Genomic DNA, 16,915 nt, shown 5'->3' with positions numbered 1-16,915 from the left:
TCAGTCGACGTCCGTGACGATCGACTGGACCTCACGGACGGGCACCGTGGTCGTGGCGGTGGTGGTGAGGGTCATCAGGTCCTGGGCGCCCGCAGGGACGGGGATGACCGTCCCGCCCATCTCGAACCGGATGTCGTAGGTGAGCGTCATCGTGGCGGGATGGTCGCCGGCCCGCCGGAACTGCATGGCGCACGTGTCGGCCATCCTCGTCACCAGGGGACACGAGACCGACTGGCCGGCCACGCTGACCGTCATGCCGCGCGGGCTGGCGATCGCGCGCATGCCCAGGGCGGGGGTTCCCACGATCTCGGCGGCGGGTGCGCCCTGGGCCCACCACCAGGTCTCGATGTTGACCAGCGTGCGAGTGGGCGGGTTGAAGGTCGCTGTCACGGTGGGCAGCCGGAGCGCTCCGCGGGCGGCGCGGATGCGGTCGACGACCGAGACGGTCGTCTCCTCGAGCTCGGTGTCCCAGTAGTAGCGGCGCACCTCCTCGGAGTCGGGAGTCTCCCGGCAGCCGGTGAAGATGAGGCGCTCGGCGTCGGCGGGCTTGTCCGCGAGCCCCGGGGTGTCCTCGCGGGCCCGCTCGACGTCCTGGACCGCCGCGGGGTCGTTCTTGTAACAGGCCCGCTTCCCGATGCAGAAGTCGTCGTAGATGCCGTGGAACGTGCACTGGGGCGGGGCGGGCGACCCGTTGTCGTTGCCGTTGCCGTTGTCCGACCCGGTGTCGTCGTCCGACGTGTCGTCACCCGACCACTCGACGCAGCCGTACTGGATGCCGGGCGTGCGCGGGTCGCTGTCCCCGTAGGCGGTGCACGTGCGCGCTGCGTCGGCCGCTCCCGCCAGGCCGCCGACCGTGAGGGCGGCACCGGCGAGCACGGCCGCGATCCGCGCCAGCGACCTCAGCACGAGACGCCCGCGGGAGGCTCGGCGGCGTCGACGATCAGCCACGCGTCGCCGGTGCGCTCGAGGCGGTGGCTGCTGGGGTACCAGCCCTGGGGCTCCGGCTCGGCGATCTTGACGTCGGCGGTGGCGCCCCACTCGTCCTCCTGGACGCACACGGTGGCCACCGCGGTGTCCCCGTCGACCTCGGCGGTGTAGTCGCGCAGCTGCGGCTTGCCCACGCGACGGAAGCCGGTCTCCTCGTACTGCTGGTACTGCTGACGCTGCGGCTCGAGCATCGTGGTGCTGAGGACCCCGGAGAAGTCGGCGGTGTCGTACCGTCCCGACGACTCCACGCGCACGCGCTCGGCCCAGAAGGCCTCCAGGACGGCGACGACCTCGTCCTCGCCGGATGCGGCCGTGGTCGGCGCGCTGGCGGCCGGCAGGTCGGAGTCGCCGTCGTCACCGCATCCGCCCAGCACGAGAGCGGTCGTCATGGCCATGGCGCACGTGACCGTGCGCATCCCCCTGGTCAGCATGGAAGTGATCCTAGTGATGATGTGCGACACGGTGAGGCTCCCCTTCGTTGAACCGGGGGAATCATTAACGCAACAATGGCGTTGTGAAATACGTGAGCATGGATCGAGAGGTGTCGCCCGTCGACGACCTCTCGACGCGTGATCGCGTCGCCGAGAGCATCCTGGAGAACGGCCCGAGCACCGCCACGAGCCTCGCCACCCGCCTCGGTCTCACCCCGGCGGCCGTCCGCCGTCACCTCGAGCACCTCGTCGAACAGGGCCTGGTCGACTCCCGCGAGGAGCGCATCCGCGGCGAGCGTCGCCGCGGCCGCCCGGCCCGGGTCTTCGCCCTGACCGCCGCCGGTCGCGACACGTTCGCGCACTCCTACGACGACCTGGCCGCTGACGCGCTGCGCTTCCTGCGCGCCACCGGGGGCGACGCCGCGGTCATGGACTTCGCCCGCCACCGGCTGGCCGACTTCCGCCACCGCTACGCGACGCTGCTGGCCGACATCCCCGTCGAGGACCAGGCGTCCGTCCTGGCCAAGGCCCTGACCGACGACGGCTTCGCCGCCTCGGCCAGCTCGACCCCGCTCGGCGAGCAGATCTGCCAGCACCACTGCCCGGTGGCCCACGTCGCCGAGGAGTTCCCGCAGCTGTGCGAGGCCGAGACCGAGGTGTTCGCCGAGCTCCTGGGCTCGCACGTGCAGCGCCTCGCCACGATCGCGCACGGGGACGGCGTGTGCACCACGCACCTGCCCCGCGCCACCCAGACCACCATCACCACCGCTGTGTCCCACCACGAAGGGGAGTCGTCATGACGACCACGAACGACACGACCTCGATCGAAGACCTGAACCCGGGTCTCAAGGAGGTCGGCAACTACGAGTTCGGCTGGCACGATGCCGACGTCGCCGGAGCCAGCGCGCAGCGCGGGCTCAGCGAGGCCGTCGTGCGCGACATCTCGGCCAAGAAGAACGAGCCCCAGTGGATGCTCGACCTGCGCCTGAAGGGCCTCAAGCTCTTCAACCGCAAGCCGATGCCGACGTGGGGCGCCGATCTGGACCAGATTGACTTCGACAACATCAAGTACTTCGTCCGGTCGACCGAGAAGCAGGCGACCACGTGGGAGGAGCTCCCCGAGGACATCAAGAACACGTACGACCGCCTCGGCATCCCCGAGGCCGAGAAGCAGCGCCTCGTCTCGGGCGTCGCCGCGCAGTACGAGTCCGAGGTCGTCTACCACCAGATCCGTGAGGACCTGGAGCAGCAGGGCGTCATCTTCCTCGACACCGACACCGCGCTGAAGGAGCACCCCGAGCTCTTCGAGGAGTACTTCGGCACCGTCATCCCCGTCGGCGACAACAAGTTCGCCGCGCTGAACACGTCCGTGTGGTCCGGTGGCTCGTTCATCTACGTGCCCAAGGGCGTCCACGTCGACATCCCGCTGCAGGCCTACTTCCGGATCAACACCGAGAACATGGGCCAGTTCGAGCGCACGCTGATCATCGCCGACGAGGATTCCTACATCCACTACGTCGAGGGCTGCACCGCGCCGATCTACAAGACCGACTCGCTGCACTCGGCCGTCGTCGAGATCATCGTCAAGAAGGGCGCCCGCGTCCGCTACACGACGATCCAGAACTGGTCGAACAACGTGTACAACCTCGTCACCAAGCGCGCCACCTGCGAGGCCGGCGCCACGATGGAGTGGGTCGACGGCAACATCGGCTCCAAGGTCACGATGAAGTACCCGGCCGTCTACCTCATGGGCGAGCAGGCCAAGGGCGAGACGCTGTCCATCGCCTTCGCCGGCGAGGGCCAGTACCAGGACACCGGCGCCAAGATGGTGCACGTCGCGCCGAACACGTCCAGCTCGATCCTGAGCAAGTCCGTCGCCCGTGGCGGCGGCCGCACGTCCTACCGCGGCCTGCTCCAGGTCAACGAGGGCGCCTACGGCTCGGCCAGCACCGTCAAGTGCGACGCCCTGCTGGTCGACCAGATCAGCCGCTCCGACACGTACCCGTACGTCGACGTCCGCGAGGACGACGTGACCCTCGGCCACGAGGCGACCGTCTCCAAGGTCAGCGACGACCAGCTCTTCTACTTCATGCAGCGAGGCATGGAGGAGGACGAGGCCATGGCGATGATCGTCCGCGGCTTCGTCGAGCCCATCGCGCGCGAGCTGCCGATGGAGTACGCGCTGGAGCTGAACCGACTCATCGAGCTGCAAATGGAGGGCGCTGTCGGATGACGACCGCAACTGTTGAGGGAACCGGCAACCAGATGGCGGCGGCGCTGGAGCTGGACCACGTCCAGAGCCACCTGCACCCCGAGCCGTCGTACGACGTCGCCGACCACCCCAAGCCCACGGGCCTGGAGGAGATCTGGCGCTTCACCCCGCTCAAGCGGCTGCGTGGGCTGCTCGACGGCGAGCCGTCCGACGCGTGCCTGGAGTGGAAGGACGAGCTCCCCGCCGGCGCCACGCTGACGACGATCACCACCGACGAGGCCAAGGCGATCGGCGGCATCGCGCCGCTCGACCGCCTCTCGGCGCTCGCGGTGGAGAACTCCGGGGGAGCGACCCTGCTGACGATCGACGGCGAGCTGGACTCGCCCGCGCGGATCGTCCTCAGCGGCTCGTCCACCGAGCAGACGGTGTGGGGCCACGTCGTGGTCAAGGTCGCGCCCTTCTCGAAGGCCACGATCACGTTCGACCACGTCGGCTCGGCCACCTACGCCTCCACGGTCACCTACGTGGTGGGCGACGGCGCGCAGCTCGACGTCGTCAACCTGGCCGACTGGAACGACGACACCGTCCACGCGGTCCAGAACGGCATCAGCGTCGGTCGTGACGCGGCGGTGCGCTTCTTCGAGTTCACGCTCGGCGGCGACCTCGTCCGCTCGTCGACCAATGTCGACTACCGGGGCCCCGGCGGCAGCGTCGACCTGCTCGGCATCTACTTCGCCGACGCCGGCCAGCACCTCGAGCACCGCCAGTTCGTCGACCACACGGCGCCGCGCACCCGCAGCAACGTCGAGTACAAGGGCGCGCTGCAGGGCCAGGACGCGCACACCGTGTGGATCGGCAACGTCCTGATCCGCAAGATCGCCGAGGGCATCGACACGTTCGAGCAGAACGACAACCTCGTCCTGACCGACGGCGCCCGCGCCGACTCCGTGCCGAACCTCGAGATCGAGACCGGCGACATCGCCGGCGCCGGTCACGCGTCCACCACGGGTCGCTTCGACGACGAGCACCTGTTCTACCTGCAGAGCCGCGGCATCGACCCCACCGAGGCCAAGCGCCTCGTGGTCCACGGGTTCTTCAACGACATCATCCGTCGGATCGGTGTCGAGGACCTGCAGGAGCGCCTCATGTCCGCCATCGAGGACGAGCTGGCCACGGTGGTCGGCAACCCTGCGGCGGTGACTGCATGACCTTCCAGGAGGTCGCGAAGCTCGCCGACGTCCCCGAGGGCGCGGCGCTCGGCATCGAGTTCGAGGGCCACGACCTGGCCCTGGTGCGTGACGGCGACACCGTCTACTGCATCCAGGACTGGTGCTCGCACGCCGAGATCCCGCTGTCCGACGGCGACGTCGAGGGCTGCGAGATCGAGTGCTTCCTGCACGGGTCGCGCTTCGACCTGCGCACCGGCAAGGCCCTGGGCCTGCCGGCCACCGAACCGGTCCCCGTCTACCAGACCAAGATCGAGGGAGAGACCGTCTGGGTCGACCTCCCCAACCAAGGAGAAAACGCATGAGCACCCTGGAGATCAAGAACCTCCACGTGTCCGTCGACACCGAGGACGGCGCCAAGGAGATCCTCCGCGGCGTCGATCTGACCATCAACTCCGGCGAGGTCCACGCCATCATGGGCCCGAACGGCTCCGGCAAGTCCACCCTCGCGTACTCGATCGCCGGACACCCGAAGTACCAGATCACCGACGGCGAGGTCCTCCTCGACGGCCAGAACATCCTCGAGCTGAGCGTCGATGAGCGCGCCCGCGCGGGCCTGTTCCTCGCGATGCAGTACCCGGTCGAGATCCCGGGCGTGTCGGTCGCGAACTTCCTGCGCACCGCCAAGACCGCCATCGACGGCGAGGCCCCCAAGCTGCGCACGTGGGTCAAGGACGTCAACGCCGCGCTCGAGCGGATGACGCTCGACCCGTCGTTCTCGTCGCGCTCGGTCAACGAGGGCTTCTCCGGCGGCGAGAAGAAGCGCCACGAGATCGCCCAGCTCGAGCTGCTCAACCCGAAGTTCGCGGTGCTCGACGAGACCGACTCCGGCCTGGACATCGACGCCCTGCGCGTCGTCTCCGACGGCGTCAACCGCTACTCGGCCCAGGGCGACCGTGGCGTGCTGCTGATCACGCACTACACGCGCATCCTGAACTACATCGAGCCCGACTACGTGCACGTGTTCGTCGCGGGCCGCCTGGCCGAGACCGGTGGCCGCGAGCTCGCAGAGCTGCTCGAGGCCGAGGGCTACGACAAGTTCACGAAGGCGGCCGTCTGATCATGACCGGCTTCGACGTCGAGGCGATCCGCAAGGATTTCCCGATCCTCTCCAGGACCATGGCGGGCGATCGTCCGCTCGTGTACCTGGACAGCGCCAACACGTCGCAGAAGCCGCGTCAGGTCGTCGAGGCGATCGAGCGCCACTACCTCGAGCACAACGCGAACGTCGCCCGGGCGATGCACCAGCTCGGCGCGGAGGCCAGCGAGGCCTTCGAGCTGGGTCGCGACAAGGTGGCGGCCTTCATCGGCGCCCCGCGTCGCGAGGAGGTCGTGTTCACCAAGAACGCGTCCGAGGCGCTGAACCTGGTGGCGCGCGTCCTCGGGGACGGCGGCCGGGTCGGTGCCGGCGACGAGGTCGTGGTGACCCAGATGGAGCACCACTCCAACCTCGTGCCGTGGCAGCTGCTCGCGCAGCGCACGGGTGCCGACCTGCGCTGGTACGGCGTCACGCCCGAGGGGCGTCTCGACCTCGACTCGCACACGCTGACCGAGCGCACCAAGGTCGTCGCGGTCACGTGGGTCTCGAACATGCTGGGCACGATCAACCCCGTCGCCGAGATCGTCCGACGTGCCCACGAGGTGGGCGCGCTGGTCGTCATCGACGCGTCGCAGGCGGTGCCCCAGCTGCCGGTCGACGTGGCCGCCCTGGGTGCCGACTTCGTCGCCTTCACCGGACACAAGATGGTCGGTCCGACTGGCATCGGCGTCCTGTGGGGTCGCTACGACCTGCTCGCCGAGCTGCCGCCGTTCCTCGGTGGCGGCGAGATGATCGAGACCGTGTCGATGGAGCGCACGACCTTCGCCGCTCCGCCGCACCGGTTCGAGGCGGGCACGCCGCCGATCGCGCAGTCGGTCGGACTCGGTGCCGCGGTCGACTACCTGACCGACCTCGGCATGGAGAACGTCGCGGCGCACGAGCAGCAGATCACGGCGTACGCGCTCAGCGCGATGAACGAGCTGCCCGGCGTCACGATCGTCGGCCCGAAGGAGCCCGTCGACCGCGGGGGAGCGATCAGCTTCACCATCGACGGGGTCCATCCCCACGACGTGGCGCAGCTGCTCGACTCGCAGGGCGTCGCGGTCCGTGCGGGCCACCACTGCGCCAAGCCGCTGCACCAGTGCTTCGGCGTCCAGTCCACGACGCGCGCGTCGTTCTACCTGTACACGACCGAGGCCGAGATCGACGCGCTCGTCGCGGGGATCCGCCACACCCAGTCGTACTTCGGAGCCTGAGAATGAACGCTTCCAACGTCGATGCGCTGTACCAGGAGATCATCCTGGACCACTACAAGCATCCGCACGGTGCGGGCCTGCGTGAGCCCTTCGGGGCCGAGGTCCACCACGTCAACCCGACCTGCGGCGACGAGATCACGCTGCGCGTGCATCTCGAGGGGAGCCGTGTCGCCGACGTGTCGTACGACTCCGTCGGCTGCTCCATCAGCCAGGCCTCGGCCTCGGTGCTCAACGACCTGGTCGTCGGCAAGGACGTCGACGACGCACTGACCACACTGAATGCCTTCCAGGAGCTCATGCAGGGCCGCGGTCAGGTCGAACCTGACGAGGACGTGCTCGAGGACGGGATCGCCTTCGCCGGCGTCGCCCAGTTCCCCGCACGCGTCAAGTGCGCCCTGCTGTCCTGGATGGCCTGGAAGGATGCCGTGGCGCAAGCCTCGGCCAAGGAGGACTCATGACCACCGACCACAGCGACCTGCCCGACGTCACCGTGCAGCCCGGCGCCACCAGCGACGAGGACATCTGGGAGGCGATGAAGGACGTCGTCGACCCCGAGCTGGGGATCAACGTCGTCGACCTGGGCCTCGTCTATGGTGTCCACACCGACGAGCACAGCAACACGATCCTGCAGATGACGCTCACCTCCGCGGCCTGCCCGCTGACCGACGTCATCGAGGACCAGACCCGTGCCGCGCTCGACGGCCTCGTCAACGACTTCCGGATCGAGTGGGTCTGGATGCCGCCGTGGGGCCCGGACAAGATCACCGACGACGGCCGCGAGATGCTGCGCGCCCTCGGCTTCAACATCGGCTGACCCAGCCGCCGACTCCGCCCCCCTTCTCCACTTTTGGAACCGGATCCACGTCTTTGACCGTTCGGGACGTGAATCCGTTTCCAAAAGTCGGGAGGGGTGGGCGTTCGTGCGTCATCCGCGCGATTCGTCGCCCGGGTGCCTCGACCCGTAGCATGGAGGAGTGAGTCATCCCCTGTTGCTGTGACGTGAGCACGCCCCGTCACCCGTTCGTACTCACCTCGAAAGACTCCCCATGATCACCGCTTCCCACGTGGAGCTGCGCTTCGGCGCGCGCGTCCTGATGTCCGACGTCTCCTTCCAGGTCGCCAAGGGCGACAAGATCGGCCTCGTCGGCCGCAACGGCGCCGGCAAGACCACCCTCACGAAGATGCTGGCCGGTGCCGGCGGCGAGCCCGCCAAGGGCACGATCACCCGTACGGGCACCGTCGGCTACCTGCCGCAGGATCCTCGCGTCGGCGACCCCAGCGTCACCGCACGCGACCGCATCCTCGCGGCCCGCGGGCTGGACGAGGCGCTGCGCAAGATGCGCAAGGCCGAGAAGGAGATGGCCTCGGAGGACTCGGCGCTGGCCGAGGACGCGATGCGTCGCTACTCCCGCGCCGATGCCGAGTTCGGCGCCGGCGGCGGCTACGCGGCCGAGTCCGAGGCGGCGACGATCGCCATGGCGCTCGGCCTGCCCGAACGGGTCCTCGAGCAGCCGCTGAGCACGCTGTCAGGTGGTCAGCGCCGTCGCATCGAGCTGGCGCGCATCCTGTTCTCGGATGCCGACATCCTGCTGCTCGACGAGCCCACCAACCACCTGGACGCCGACTCCATTGTCTGGTTGCGTGGCTTCCTGAAGAGCTTCTCCGGCGGACTGGTGATCATCAGCCACGACGTCGACCTCGTCGAGGAGACCGTCAACAAGGTCTTCTACCTCGACGCCAACCGCGGCGTCATCGACATCTACAACATGGGCTGGCGCCCGTACCTCAAGCAGCGCGAGGCCGACGAGGCCCGCCGCAAGCGTGACCGCGCCAACGCCATGAAGCAGGCCGAGCGCTTGATCGACCAGGGCAACCGCATGCGCGCGAAGGCCTCCAAGGCGACCGCGGCGCAGCAGATGCTCAAGCGCGCCGAGAAGATGATGGCGGGGCTGGAGGACGTGCGCGCCGTCGACAAGGTCGCCAAGATCGCGTTCCCGAAGCCCGCCGCGTGCGGCAAGACCCCGCTCATGGCCACCGGGCTGTCGAAGTCCTACGGCTCGCTGGAGATCTTCACCGACGTCGACCTGGCGATCGACCGCGGCAGCCGCGTCGTCGTGCTCGGCCTCAACGGTGCGGGCAAGACCACCCTGCTGCGCCTCCTCGGCGGCGCCGACCGGGCCGACACCGGCGAGATCATCCCAGGCCACGGCCTCAAGGTCGGCTACTACGCCCAGGAGCACGAGACGCTCGACACCTCGCGCACCGTGCTGGAGAACATGCAGAGCGCCGCGCCGCACCTGAACGACGCCGAGGCGCGCAGCGTCCTGGGCTCGTTCCTGTTCACCGGAGACGACACCGCGAAGCCTGCCGGCGTGCTCTCCGGTGGCGAGAAGACCCGCCTGGCGCTGGCCAGCCTGATCGTGTCGTCGGCGAACGTGCTGCTGCTCGACGAGCCCACCAACAACCTCGACCCCGCGTCTCGCGAGGAGGTGCTGGCGGCGATCCGCTCCTACGAGGGCGCCATCGTGCTGGTCACCCACGACGAGGGCGCGGTGCACGCGCTGGAGCCCGACCGGGTGCTGCTGCTGCCCGACGGCGAGGAGGACCTCTGGTCCGACACCTACGCCGACCTGGTCAGCCTGGCCTGACGCGGGTTGCGGAGCTCGTCGCGGACGAACCACACGTAGCCGAACAGCGCCAAGCCCAGGAAGAAGTACCACTGGATCGCGTAGAACAGGTGCGGTCCGGTGCCGAGGTCAGGATCGACCGGCCCCTCGAGCCCGTCCTGCTCGGGTGACGTCATCGCGATGAAGCCCGGGAGCGGCTCGGTGCCGAGGAACTCGGTCCAGCGCGCACCGTTCACGGCGCGCACCTGACCGTCGCGGGGGGTGGTGGCGGCCCGGTCGGCCGTGCTGGCGGGCTGCAGCCATCCGGTGACCGTGACCGGACCGGACGGGGCGTCGGGCACGTCCTCGGGCGCTTCGCCGTTGCGTGGACCGCCGAGCCAGCCGCGGTCGACCAGGACGACCGAGCCGTCGGTCAGGCGCAGGGGAGTGACCACCTGCACGCCCGGGCGGCCGTCGCGGTGGGCGAAGCGCACCGTCAGCTCGTGCGCGGGATCGAAGGTGCCCGTGGCGGTGACGCTGCGGTACTCGAGGTCGGGATCCCAGCCGCCGGTGACCACGTCGGAGACGGGGGCGGGGTCGGCGTCGAGGTTGGCGCGCACGACAGCGTTGTCTGCCTTGCGCTGCTCCCAGCGGTCGTACTGCCAGCCGCCGAGCACGTAGCAGGTGGTGGCCATCGCCACGACGAAGATCGCGAGCCCGATCCAGCGCGGGCTCAGGAGGAACCTCAACAAGCTACTGGCCCAGTTGCTTGCGGTCGACCCCGAACGGGGACGGACCGTCGCCGGAGTTGCGGATGGCGGAGTTGCCGATGACGACGGCGACGTAGGGCAGGAAGACCGCACCGACGAGGAACACCCAGCGGATCCAGTGGTCGACGGCCACGAAGGACAGGAAGCAGGCCACGCGGATCGCCATCGAGATGAGGTAGTTGCGCTCGCGATGGTCGACCTGGGCGCTGTGGGGCTCGCGCGCACTCGTGATCGAGTGGACCTCTTCGGAGTCGCCGCGTGCCATGCATGCAGTCTACGCCGTGGGTCCCGGGCGGCCCGCGGGAGCGGGTGGGACGATGGCCCCATGAGCAACCGCACCTATCGCGTCACCGAGATCGTCGGCACGTCCCCGGACGGCGTCAGCGAGGCCATCGACAGCGGCATCGGCCGGGCCTCGCAGACCCTGCGCCACCTGGACTGGTTCGAGGTCGTCGGGATTCGCGGCCAGATCGTCGACAACGAGGTCGAGCACTACCAGGTCACGATGAAGATCGGCTTCCGCCTCGAGGACGACGAGTAGGACTCAGCGCCACTCGACCCGCGGGGCGGCGTCGGCGGCGTCGGCCGCCTCGACCTCCTCGCGGGTGATGCCCATCAGATAGATGATCGCGTCGAGGTACGGGACGTTGACCGACGTCCGGGCCTGGTCGCGCACGAGCGGCTTCGCGTTGAACGCGATGCCCAGGCCCGCGGCGGCCAGCATGTCGAGGTCATTGGCTCCGTCGCCGATCGCGACGGTGTTGCGCACGTTGATGCCGGCCCGGCCGGCGAAGTCGCGCAGGGCGGTGGCCTTGCCGGCGCGGTCGACCACGCGGCCGACGACGCGACCGGTCAGCGCACCGTCCTGCACCTCGAGCTCGTTGGCCGCGAAGTAGTCGATGTCCAGGTCGTCGGCGATGCGCTCGATGATCTGGGTGAACCCGCCGCTGACGAGCGCGAACCGGTAGCCGAGCCGCTTGAGCGTGCGGATCATGGTGCGCGCGCCGGGCGTGAACTCGAGGTTGCGGTAGACGTCGTCCAGCGCCGACTCGGGCACGCCGCGCAGCTGCGCGACCCGCTCGTGCAGGGAGGCCGCGAAGTCGAGCTCGCCGCGCATCGCCCGCTCGGTGACCGCCGCGACCGCCTGCTCGCAGCCCGCGTGGGCGGCCAGCATCTCGATGACCTCGCCCTGGATGAGGGTCGAGTCGACGTCCATCACCACGAGCCGCTGGGCGTGCCGCAGGATGCCGTGCTCCTGGACCGCCACGTCGGTGCCGTACTGGTGCCCGATCGTCGCGAGCTCGGACTGCAGCGCGTCGGGGTCGGCGCCCGACACCTCCATCCGGATCGCGGTCACGGGGTAGCGGGCCATGCGCACGATGCGGTCGATGTTGCCGCCGAGCCGGCCGATGCCCTGCGTCAGGGCGGCCAGCGCATCGGGCATCAGGGGGGCGCCGAGCACCACGACCTGGGCGCGGCCGACCCGCCGGGGACGGTTGTCGCCGGTGCCGTGGACGACCTCCGCCTCGAGCCCCATCTCGGCGCCCACCGCGGCGAGGTCGGCCTCGAAGGCGGGCACGTCGTCGGGGGTCGTCACCAGGACGCTCAGGACAAGGCGGCCGCGCACGACCAGCTGCTCGACGTCGATCACCTCCACCCCGTGGGCGTCCAGCGCGGAGAAGACGCGGGTGGAGACGCCGGAGCGGTCAGGACCACTGAAGGTGACCAGTGCCGTCGGGGCGGTCAGGTGCAGCGTGGGGACGTGTCCCGAGGCGGGGGTGCTCATCGTGTCGAGGGTATCCCCAGGTCGTTGCACCCAACCGATAGGTTGGTGGTGTGACCGCCGTGTTCGACCTGACCGACGTCACCATCGTGCGCTCGGGCAAGCCTCTGCTGGACCGCGTCTCGTGGCGCGTGGAACCGGGGGAGCACTGGGTCATCGTCGGCCCCAACGGCGCCGGGAAGACGACGCTGCTGCAGGTCGCCTCGGCCAACATGCACCCCACCTCCGGCACCGCCGAGATCCTCGGCGAGCGCCTCGGAGCGGTCGACGTGTTCGAGCTGCGGCCGCGCATCGGCCACACCAGCGCCGCGATCGCCGACCGGGTGCCGGGCGACGAGACCGTCCGCAACCTCATTCTCTCCGCCGCCTACGCCGTCCTCGGCCGCTGGAACGAGGAGTACGACGACGAGGACCACCGGCGCGCGATGGCGATGCTCGCGGAGCTCGGCATCGCCGGGCTGTCCCACCGCACCTTCGGGACGCTCTCGGAGGGCGAGAAGAAGCGCGTCCTGCTGGCCCGTTCGCTGATGACCGACCCCGAGGTGGTCCTGCTCGACGAGCCGGCCGCCGGGCTCGACGTCGGCGCCCGCGAGGACCTCGTCGAGAGCCTCGAGGCGCTCGCCTCCGACCTGTACGGCCCGTCGCTCGTGATGGTGTCGCACCACCTCGAGGAGATCGCGCCGGGCTTCACCCACGCGCTCCTGCTCTCCGGCGGAGCCGTGGTAGCCTCCGGGCCCATCGAAGAGACGCTCACGTCGCAGAACCTGTCGACGGCGTTCCGCCAGCGACTCGAGGTCATCCACGACGCGGGACGCTTCTCGGCCCGCCGGCCGCCGGTGCGGCGACGAGCGAACTAGGAGGGGACATGGACTGGTTCGGGGACGACATCTGGCTCACGTGGGCCGCGCTCGGCGTCATCGTGGGCCTGATCGAGCTCGCCAGTGGCGAGCTGATCTTCCTGATGTTCGGCATCGCCGCGTTCTCCGCGGCCGCGGCCGCCGGCCTCGGTGCCCCGATCGCAATCCAGCTGGCCCTCTTCGGCGTGGTCTCGGTGGCCCTGCTGGCCCTGGTCCGCCCGCGCATCGCGGCGAAGGTCCACGACGGCCCGTCGCTCCCGCTCGGTCAGCACGGCCTCGTGGGCGAGCTGGCCATCGTCGACGAGCGTGTCAACCGGCACGCCGGGCGGGTGCTGATCGGCACCGACCTCTGGACTGCCCGTCCGGTCGATCCCGAAGCGACCTATGAACCCGGTGACGAGCTGCTCGTCGCCGCCATCGACGGCCCGATCGCTCGGGTCGTCCGGAAGGAGCACTGAATGTTCGCGTCCGCCCTGCTGGTGTTCTTCTTCTTGCTGGTGATCCTGCTGATCGTCACCGCGACGATGAGCCTCAAGATCATCCCCCAGAACTTCGCCGGGATCGTCGAGCGGCTCGGCAAGTACCGCACCACCCTGACGCCCGGACCCCACCTGATCGTCCCGTTCCTGGACCGCGTCCGGTACCGCGTCGACCAGCGTGAGCAGGTCGTCTCCTTCCCGCCGCAGGGCGTCATCACCGAGGACAACCTGACGGTCGAGATCGACACCGTCATCCTCTACACGGTCAACAACCCGGTGGCCGCGACGTACGAGATCGTCAACTACATCGAGGGCATCCACCAGCTCACGACGACCACGCTGCGCAACATCATCGGTGGCATGACGCTGGAGCACGCGCTGACCAGCCGCGACCAGATCAACCGCACGCTGAGCGCCGAGCTGGACGCCGCGACGGCTCGCTGGGGCATCAAGGTGAGCCGGGTCGAGCTCAAGAGCATCGATCCGCCGCCGACCATCATCGACGCGATGGAGAAGCAGATGCGCGCCGAGCGCGACAAGCGCGCGGCGATCCTGACCGCCGAGGGCGAGCGCCAGTCGGCCATCCTCAGCGCCGAGGGCCAGAAGCAGGCCGCGATCCTCACGGCCGAGGGCCAGAAGCAGTCGGCCATCCTGACCGCCGAGGGCGAGAAGACCGCAGCGATTCTGACCGCGCAGGGCGAGGGCCGTGCCATCGAGACCGTCTTCCAGGCGATCCACGACGGCAACCCCGACCAGAAGCTGCTGTCGTACCAGTACCTGCAGACGCTGCCGAAGATCGCGCAGGGTCACAACGCCTCGACGTGGATCATCCCCGCCGAGGTCACCGCGGCGCTGAGCCAGATCGGCAACGTCGTCGGCTCGATCCCGACCGACGGTGGCGGCTCGCGTCGGCGGATCGACCTGGACGAGCCGGTCGTCACGGAGTCGTCCTACGGGCAGGAGAACACCAGCAGCGCCGTCGAGGAGGCCATCCGCGCGGCCAAGCAGGCCGAGTCGCCGGTCTCCACCCAGGACCAGCCGCCGACGGACCAGCCCCCCGCGGTCTGATGCACCGAGGCCGGCTCGCCCTCGGTGCCGCCGTGCTCGCCACGGTGGCGATCGTCGTGGCGTGGCTCGTCGTCGATCGCACCGACGACGACCCGGTCAGCGGACCGCCGGCCCAGCAGGCCGAGAAGGTCCCGTTGGCCGCCGGCTCCACGACCGAGCCCGACGAGGACTGGGTCACCCGGACCGCGGCCGACCGGCAGATCCCGGTGCGCGCGATGCAGGCGTACGCCCGCACCGAGATCAGCCAGCGTGAGGCGCAGCCCACGTGCAGCCTGCGGTGGAACACGCTCGCCGGGGTCGGCTCGGTCGAGTCGGCGCACGGCACGCTGGGTGGCGCCGGGCTCGACGCGGCGGGCGTGCCGAGCAAGCGGATCGTCGGCCCGCCGCTCAACGGCGAGAACGGCACGCGCGCGATCGAGGCGACCAAGGCGTCGACCGCCCTGCACGGCGACGAGGAGTGGGACCGGGCCGTCGGCCCGTTCCAGTTCCTCACGTCGTCGTGGGAGCAGTACGGCGCCGACGCCGACGGTGACGGCGTGGCCGACCCGCACGACATCGACGACGCGGCCCTCGGCGCCGCCAACCACCTGTGCTACCGCGAGCGCGACCTGTCGGGCGACGGCTGGGTCAAGGCGGTCTACGCCTACAACAACTCGATGGCCTACGTCGAGAAGGTCCGCGGCATCGCCGACAGCTACGCGAAGTAGCCCGCGTGCACACGCTGATGTCGTAGCATCTCGGCATGTCCCGGGGAAGACTGTCCGTCGCGTTGATCACCGCCGCACTCGTCGGCACCGTCCTGTCGTCGGTCGGCGGTGCACCGGCCCAGGCCGCGCCCGAACGTCGGCTCGAGAAGAAGACGGCGGTTCTCACGACGTCGCTCCCCGGATTCCCGCGGCCCGCAACGCCCGCCCACCGCCAGCTGCAGCGAGTCAACGTCTCCGTGCACTACGACGAGGACGGCGACATCGTCCTCGAGGCCGATGCGTGGGTGAAGGGCGACCCGATCGACCGGGACACGGCGGTCCGTGCGCACCTGGGAGTCACGTCGGGCAGTCAGTGCCAGTTGACCGGACACTACGACGACGGGGTCGTCCCCGACGGCAGGAAGTACTGGGTGTGGGAGCGAGGTCTGCGGAGTCCGCGCGATTGGGACTGCGTGGTCGTGATGATGATCGATCGTGAGAACCCTGACGCGCCGGTCGATGCGATGGGCGCGCGGCTCACCAACCAGTACGCGGAGCCCCGTCTGACCGTCTCGCAGCCCCGCCTGCTCGGCAGGACACAGGAGCAGGTCCGCCTCGTCCGGGGTGTCGTGCACCGGCACGAGGTCCTCGTCAAGAACTCCGGCCGGTACCGAGCCCGGAACATCGTGGTGACGGCACGCGGCAAGGGAATGAAGACCGTCCGCAAGAAGGTAGGAGCGCTCCAGCCGGGGGAGGAGCTCGCCGTCGACGTGCCGCTGCGCCTGACGGGCAAGAAGAAGCGCACCGCGGTGCGGATCACCGTCAGCGGGTCGGGCGTCAGCGCAAGCCGCGCCATCCGGGTCCGGGCCGTGAAGGCACCGGCCAAGCCGCGGGCCGGCGCCTGGCGGAGCTCGAACAAGACCTTCACCTTCAAGGTCAAGAACGGTCGCATCGCCGGGTTCCGCGGCGCCAACATGCGCATGACCTGCGGTGGTGGCTTCGGTGGCTTCCCGACCTACCGGAACGTCTCGCTGACGTTCCCGAAGGTCAAGGTGCCGCGGCACGGCTACGTGGACGCGACCAAGCAGTACCGCAAGGGCAACGTCTGGTACACGGCCACGCTGCGCGGCCGCGTGGCCGGCACGAAGATGACCCAGGCCCGCTACACGTACCGGACGGCCGGCAACTGTCGGGTCACCGAGGGATTCACCGCCCGTCGCCGCTGACCGTGCGGGTCAGGCCTGCCAGGTGCCGTGGATGATGGCGCGGCCGAGCGTCTTGAACGCGAGGTTGAACCCGACGACAGCGGGGGAGGCCGAGCCGTCGACGCCGAGCGTCTCCTCGCCGACGGCGTGCACGACGAAGAAGTAGCGGTGCGGCTGGTCGCCCTCCGGGGGAGCGGCGCCCATGAAGCTCAGGCCGCCACCGTCGTTGCGCACGTGGAAGGCGCTCCCGGGGAGCGTCTCGTCGCTCGCGCCGGCGCCGGTGGGAAGCTCGGTGACATCCGCCGGGATG

At 69.7% G+C, this 16,915-nt stretch carries 21 protein-coding genes; 15 read left to right on the top strand and 6 right to left on the bottom strand.

Translation table 11 applies throughout. The features are described from left to right. Both AFL01nite_RS11680 and AFL01nite_RS11675 read right to left on the bottom strand, forming a co-directional pair. Positions 1 to 948 (bottom strand): hypothetical protein, encoded by a 948-nt coding sequence (locus tag AFL01nite_RS11680; RefSeq protein WP_146827862.1) that lies wholly within the window; start codon positions 946 to 948, stop codon positions 1 to 3. After that, entirely contained in the window at positions 900 to 1,418 is a 519-nt protein-coding gene (locus tag AFL01nite_RS11675) for a hypothetical protein (protein ID WP_146827861.1), read from the bottom strand. The genes AFL01nite_RS11680 and AFL01nite_RS11675 overlap by 49 nt, the downstream gene beginning before the upstream one ends. A gap of 83 nt (positions 1,419 to 1,501) precedes the next feature. Between AFL01nite_RS11675 and AFL01nite_RS11670 the strand changes: the two genes are divergently transcribed. The 9 genes from AFL01nite_RS11670 (at position 1,502) to AFL01nite_RS11630 (ending at position 9,799) form a co-directional block, all read left to right on the top strand. Further along, on the top strand, positions 1,502 to 2,218 hold the full coding sequence (locus tag AFL01nite_RS11670) for a helix-turn-helix transcriptional regulator (RefSeq protein ID WP_307724467.1): 717 nt from the start codon (positions 1,502 to 1,504) through the stop codon (positions 2,216 to 2,218). After that, a complete protein-coding gene (gene sufB, locus AFL01nite_RS11665; RefSeq protein WP_146827860.1) occupies positions 2,215 to 3,651 on the top strand; it encodes a Fe-S cluster assembly protein SufB in 1,437 nt (478 codons plus the stop codon). Before AFL01nite_RS11670 ends, sufB begins: the two co-directional genes overlap by 4 nt. Further along, a complete protein-coding gene (sufD, locus tag AFL01nite_RS11660; protein WP_246119694.1) occupies positions 3,648 to 4,838 on the top strand; it encodes a Fe-S cluster assembly protein SufD in 1,191 nt (396 codons plus the stop codon). Before sufB ends, sufD begins: the two co-directional genes overlap by 4 nt. Next, positions 4,835 to 5,161: a Rieske (2Fe-2S) protein gene (locus AFL01nite_RS11655; RefSeq protein WP_146827859.1), complete on the top strand. Its 327-nt coding sequence runs from the start codon at positions 4,835 to 4,837 to the stop codon at positions 5,159 to 5,161. The genes sufD and AFL01nite_RS11655 overlap by 4 nt, the downstream gene beginning before the upstream one ends. Continuing rightward, the gene (gene sufC, locus AFL01nite_RS11650; protein ID WP_146827858.1) at positions 5,158 to 5,916 is read left to right on the top strand and encodes a Fe-S cluster assembly ATPase SufC; all 759 of its coding nucleotides are present in this window, start codon (positions 5,158 to 5,160) and stop codon (positions 5,914 to 5,916) included. Before AFL01nite_RS11655 ends, sufC begins: the two co-directional genes overlap by 4 nt. A gap of 2 nt (positions 5,917 to 5,918) precedes the next feature. Further along, positions 5,919 to 7,151, top strand: a complete 1,233-nt coding sequence (locus AFL01nite_RS11645; protein ID WP_146827857.1) for a cysteine desulfurase — start codon at positions 5,919 to 5,921, stop codon at positions 7,149 to 7,151. Between the two features lie 2 nt (positions 7,152 to 7,153). Then, positions 7,154 to 7,609 (top strand): Fe-S cluster assembly sulfur transfer protein SufU, encoded by a 456-nt coding sequence (sufU, locus tag AFL01nite_RS11640; RefSeq protein WP_146827856.1) that lies wholly within the window; start codon positions 7,154 to 7,156, stop codon positions 7,607 to 7,609. Next, positions 7,606 to 7,965 carry a metal-sulfur cluster assembly factor gene (locus tag AFL01nite_RS11635; RefSeq protein WP_146827855.1) on the top strand — a complete coding sequence of 120 codons (360 nt, stop codon included), beginning with the start codon at positions 7,606 to 7,608 and terminating at the stop codon, positions 7,963 to 7,965. The genes sufU and AFL01nite_RS11635 overlap by 4 nt, the downstream gene beginning before the upstream one ends. A 232-nt stretch (positions 7,966 to 8,197) precedes the next feature. Next, a complete protein-coding gene (locus AFL01nite_RS11630; RefSeq protein ID WP_146827854.1) occupies positions 8,198 to 9,799 on the top strand; it encodes an ABC-F family ATP-binding cassette domain-containing protein in 1,602 nt (533 codons plus the stop codon). On the opposite strand, the gene AFL01nite_RS11625 is transcribed toward AFL01nite_RS11630, so the two are convergent. Continuing rightward, positions 9,772 to 10,506, bottom strand: a complete 735-nt coding sequence (locus AFL01nite_RS11625; RefSeq protein WP_146827853.1) for an SURF1 family cytochrome oxidase biogenesis protein — start codon at positions 10,504 to 10,506, stop codon at positions 9,772 to 9,774. The genes AFL01nite_RS11630 and AFL01nite_RS11625 overlap by 28 nt on opposite strands. Positions 10,507 to 10,510: 4 nt before the next feature. After that, positions 10,511 to 10,792, bottom strand: coding sequence for a DUF3099 domain-containing protein (locus tag AFL01nite_RS11620; protein WP_146827852.1), 282 nt, complete (start codon positions 10,790 to 10,792; stop codon positions 10,511 to 10,513). 60 nt (positions 10,793 to 10,852) lie between these two features. Here AFL01nite_RS11620 and AFL01nite_RS11615 point away from each other — a divergent pair, with 60 nt between their 5' ends. Continuing rightward, positions 10,853 to 11,068, top strand: a complete 216-nt coding sequence (locus AFL01nite_RS11615; protein WP_146827851.1) for a dodecin — start codon at positions 10,853 to 10,855, stop codon at positions 11,066 to 11,068. A 3-nt stretch (positions 11,069 to 11,071) separates the two neighbouring features. Here AFL01nite_RS11615 and serB read toward each other — a convergent pair whose 3' ends face one another. Next, positions 11,072 to 12,313 (bottom strand): phosphoserine phosphatase SerB, encoded by a 1,242-nt coding sequence (serB, locus tag AFL01nite_RS11610; RefSeq protein WP_146827850.1) that lies wholly within the window; start codon positions 12,311 to 12,313, stop codon positions 11,072 to 11,074. Positions 12,314 to 12,363: 50 nt separating this feature from the next. Between serB and AFL01nite_RS11605 the strand changes: the two genes are divergently transcribed. Genes AFL01nite_RS11605 through AFL01nite_RS11585 form a run of 5 tightly spaced genes read left to right on the top strand, consistent with a single transcriptional unit; the run spans position 12,364 to position 16,626 of the window. Further along, positions 12,364 to 13,167, top strand: coding sequence for an ABC transporter ATP-binding protein (locus AFL01nite_RS11605; RefSeq protein WP_146827849.1), 804 nt, complete (start codon positions 12,364 to 12,366; stop codon positions 13,165 to 13,167). A gap of 8 nt (positions 13,168 to 13,175) precedes the next feature. Further along, positions 13,176 to 13,625 carry an NfeD family protein gene (locus AFL01nite_RS11600; RefSeq protein WP_146827848.1) on the top strand — a complete coding sequence of 150 codons (450 nt, stop codon included), beginning with the start codon at positions 13,176 to 13,178 and terminating at the stop codon, positions 13,623 to 13,625. Continuing rightward, a complete protein-coding gene (locus AFL01nite_RS11595) occupies positions 13,626 to 14,714 on the top strand; it encodes an SPFH domain-containing protein (RefSeq protein WP_146827847.1) in 1,089 nt (362 codons plus the stop codon). Next, positions 14,714 to 15,421: a lytic transglycosylase domain-containing protein gene (locus AFL01nite_RS11590; protein ID WP_146827846.1), complete on the top strand. Its 708-nt coding sequence runs from the start codon at positions 14,714 to 14,716 to the stop codon at positions 15,419 to 15,421. The genes AFL01nite_RS11595 and AFL01nite_RS11590 overlap by 1 nt, the downstream gene beginning before the upstream one ends. A gap of 35 nt (positions 15,422 to 15,456) precedes the next feature. Further along, a complete protein-coding gene (locus tag AFL01nite_RS11585) occupies positions 15,457 to 16,626 on the top strand; it encodes a hypothetical protein (protein ID WP_146827845.1) in 1,170 nt (389 codons plus the stop codon). A 9-nt stretch (positions 16,627 to 16,635) separates the two neighbouring features. Here the strand turns inward: AFL01nite_RS11585 and AFL01nite_RS11580 are convergent. Beyond that, the coding region (locus AFL01nite_RS11580; protein WP_371862828.1) for a YbhB/YbcL family Raf kinase inhibitor-like protein at positions 16,636 to 16,915 on the bottom strand (280 nt) is incomplete at its 5' end.

The organism is Aeromicrobium flavum (assembly GCF_007992115.1).
Classification (GTDB): domain Bacteria; phylum Actinomycetota; class Actinomycetes; order Propionibacteriales; family Nocardioidaceae; genus Aeromicrobium; species Aeromicrobium flavum.
Note: the sequence above shows the minus strand (reverse complement) of the source record. Positions and strands in the feature narration are given on the sequence as shown.